The sequence below is a fragment of the Nocardioides sp. P5_C9_2 genome (genome assembly GCF_054049555.1).
The window spans coordinates 1-3,331 of record NZ_JBFUMD010000440.1 but is presented as its reverse complement, the minus strand read 5'-3'; the positions used below and the strand labels follow the sequence as shown (position 1 = coordinate 3,331).

General features: G+C 68.7%; 2 protein-coding genes. Both read right to left on the bottom strand.

The features are described 5' to 3' along the window. Positions 1 to 143: 143 nt before the first annotated feature. Entirely contained in the window at positions 144 to 2,957 is a 2,814-nt protein-coding gene (locus tag ACXJKL_RS17705) for an aconitate hydratase (RefSeq protein WP_457208328.1), read from the bottom strand. 136 nt (positions 2,958 to 3,093) lie between these two features. Beyond that, positions 3,094 to 3,331, bottom strand: a 238-nt coding sequence (locus ACXJKL_RS17700; RefSeq protein ID WP_457208327.1) for a hypothetical protein, incomplete at its 5' end; no start/stop codon positions are given.

Genomic DNA, 3,331 nt, shown 5'->3' with positions numbered 1-3,331 from the left:
TTCTCGCGGAGCATCGTCACAGACGAGTAYGCCCCGAGGAGGCGAAAAGGTTCGGAAACGCACCGCACGCAACGACGGGCGGCCGCCACCCTCCCGGTCGGGAGAGGTGACGGCCGCCCGTGCGTGTCGGAGAGACCCGAGGGTCAGCCCTTGAGCAGGTTGCGCAGCACGTACTGCATGATCCCGCCGTTGCGGTAGTAGTTGGCCTCGCCCGGGGTGTCGATGCGGACGACCGCGTCGAACTCGACGTCGCCGGCCGTGACCTTGACGGTCTTCGGCGTGCTGCCGTCGTTGAGCGCCGTGATCCCGGTGATCGAGAACGTCTCCTCACCCGTGAGGCCGAGCGACTCGGCGTTCTGGCCCTCGGGGTACTGGAGCGGGATGACGCCCATGCCGATCAGGTTGGAGCGGTGGATGCGCTCGTAGGACTCCGCGATGACGGCCTTGACGCCGAGCAGCGAGGTGCCCTTGGCCGCCCAGTCACGCGACGAGCCCGAGCCGTACTCCTTGCCCGCCAGGACGACCAGCGGGGTGCCCGCGGCGATGTAGCGCTCGGAGGCCTCGAAGACGCTCGTCACCTCGCCGTCGGCGGTGAAGTCGCGCGTCACGCCACCCTCGGTGCCGGGGGCCAGCTGGTTGCGCAGCCGGATGTTGGCGAAGGTGCCGCGGATCATGACCTCGTGGTTGCCGCGGCGCGAGCCGTAGGAGTTGAAGTCACGCTGATCGACGCCGTGCTCGGCGAGGTAGCGACCGGCCGGGCTGTCCTTCTTGATCGCACCGGCGGGGCTGATGTGGTCGGTCGTGACCGAGTCACCCAGCTTGAGCAGGACGCGCGCGCCGTCGATGTCCACGACCGGCGTGGGCTCGTCGGGCATCCCGTCGAAGTACGGAGGACGACGCACGTACGTCGACTCCGGGTCCCACTCGAAGATGTCGCCCTCGGGCGTCGGCAGGGACTGCCAGCGCTCGTCACCGGCGAAGACGTCCTTGTAGGACTCGCCGAACATGTCGGAGGTGATCGCTCGCGCGATGGTCTCCTCGACCTCGGTCGGGCTCGGCCAGATGTCCTTGAGGTAGACGTCGTTGCCGTCGGTGTCCTGGCCCAGCGGGTCGTCGAACAGGTTGACGTCCATCGACCCGGCCAGGGCGTAGGCCACGACCAGCGGCGGGGACGCCAGGTAGTTCATCTTCACGTCCGGGTTGATCCGGCCCTCGAAGTTGCGGTTGCCGGACAGCACGGAGACGACCGCGAGGTCGTTGTCCTGCACCGCCTGGGACACCTCGGGGATGAGCGGCCCGGAGTTGCCGATGCAGGTGGTGCAGCCGTAGCCGACGAGGTTGAAGCCGAGCTTGTCGAGGTACGGCGTGAGGCCGGACCGCTCGTAGTAGTCGCTGACGACCTTCGAGCCGGGGGCCAGGGTGGTCTTGACCCACGGCTTGCGGGTCAGGCCCTTCTCGACGGCCTTCTTGGCCAGCAGCGCGGCCCCGATCATCACGCTGGGGTTGGACGTGTTGGTGCACGACGTGATGGCCGCGATCGCCACGGCTCCGTGGTCGACCTGCACCTCCTGGCCGTCGAGCGAGATCGTCACGGGGTTGCTCGGACGTCCCGCGGACGGGCTGGCGTCGGCGTGCACGGGCGCACCGTTGCCACCGGCGTGGGAGGGCGAGTCGGAGGCCGGGAAGGACTCCTCGACCGCCTCGTCGTACCCCGTCGCCTCGGCGGCGTCGTCGGGGTCGGTGTCGCCCTCGGAGACGTAGTCCTTGAGCGCGTTGCGGAAGGAGGCCTTCGCCTCGGTGACCTCGACGCGGTCCTGGGGGCGCTTGGGGCCGGCCAGCGACGGGACCACGGTGGACACGTCGAGCTCGAGCTTCTCGGAGTAGCGGGGCTCGGCGTCCGGGTCGTGCCAGAGGCCCTGCTCCTTGGCGTAGGTCTCGACGAGCGCGAGCTGCTCCTCGGAGCGGCCGGTGAGGCGCAGGTAGTCGACGGTCTGCTGGTCGATCGGGAAGACCGCGATGGTCGAGCCGAACTCCGGGCTCATGTTGCCGATCGTGGCGCGGTTGGCCAGCGGCAGCGCCGAGACGCCGGGTCCGTAGAACTCGACGAACTTGCCGACGACGCCGTGCTTGCGCAGCATCTCGGTGATGGTGAGGACCAGGTCGGTGGCGGTCGCACCCTCGGGCAGGTCGCCGTTGAGCTTGAAGCCGACCACGCGCGGGATCAGCATGCTGACCGGCTGGCCGAGCATCGCGGCYTCSGCCTCGATGCCGCCSACGCCCCAGCCGASSACGSCGAKGCCGTTGACCATGGTGGTGTGSGAGTCGGTGCCGACGCAGGTGTCGGGGTAGGCCTGCAGCTCGCCGTCCACCTCGCGGGTGAAGACGGTCCGGGCGAGGTGCTCGATGTTGACCTGGTGCACGATGCCGGTGCCGGGCGGGACGACCTTGAAGTCGTCGAAGGCACCCTGGCCCCAGCGCAGGAACTGGTAGCGCTCACGGTTGCGCTCGTACTCGATCTCGACGTTGCGCTCGAAGGACTCGGGCGTGCCGAAGACATCGGCGATGACGGAGTGGTCGATGACCATCTCGGCCGGGGCGAGGGGGTTGATCTTGGTCGCGTCGCCGCCGAGCTCGGCCATCGCCTCGCGCATCGTGGCGAGGTCGACGACGCACGGCACGCCCGTGAAGTCCTGCATGATCACGCGCGCAGGCGTGAACTGGATCTCCTTGCTGGGGTCCGCGTCCGCGTCCCAGCCGGCGATCGCCCTGATGTCGTCGGCCGTGATGTCCGCGCCGTCCTCCGTCCGGAGGAGGTTCTCGAGCAGCACCTTGAGGCTGAACGGGAGCGACTCCACGTCGAGGCCGTCGCCCACCACCTTGTCGAGGCGGAAGATCTCGTAGGACTTGCCGTCCACATCGAGGGTGCTCTTGGCGCCGAAGCTGTCCTGACTGGCCATCCGCCACATCTCCTGTTGAGTCGTCGGGTCTGCCACCCATCTTGCCCACGTGCGTCGAACCAACGGAAGCAAGGCACACCTAACTTCGGTGCGGGTGTTTATCTCGACATCAAGATACATGATGCCGAGAGAGGTGTCACGCGATGCCGGCCCGCGCGTCCAGGCGCTGGAGCAGGTCGTGTGCCGCGAGCTCGACCTGCTTGTGCCGCCACTCCGCGGCGCGGTAGACGCAGGCGATCAGGCCGCTGCGGTGGACGCGCCGCAGGTCGCCGTACCCGAAGGCGTAGCGCGCCTTGGTGCCGTCGTTGGCCCCGTCGGTCAGCCCGAGGTGCCACGCGGCATAGTCGTCCCAGGTGTGCCGCTCGAGGTAGGCG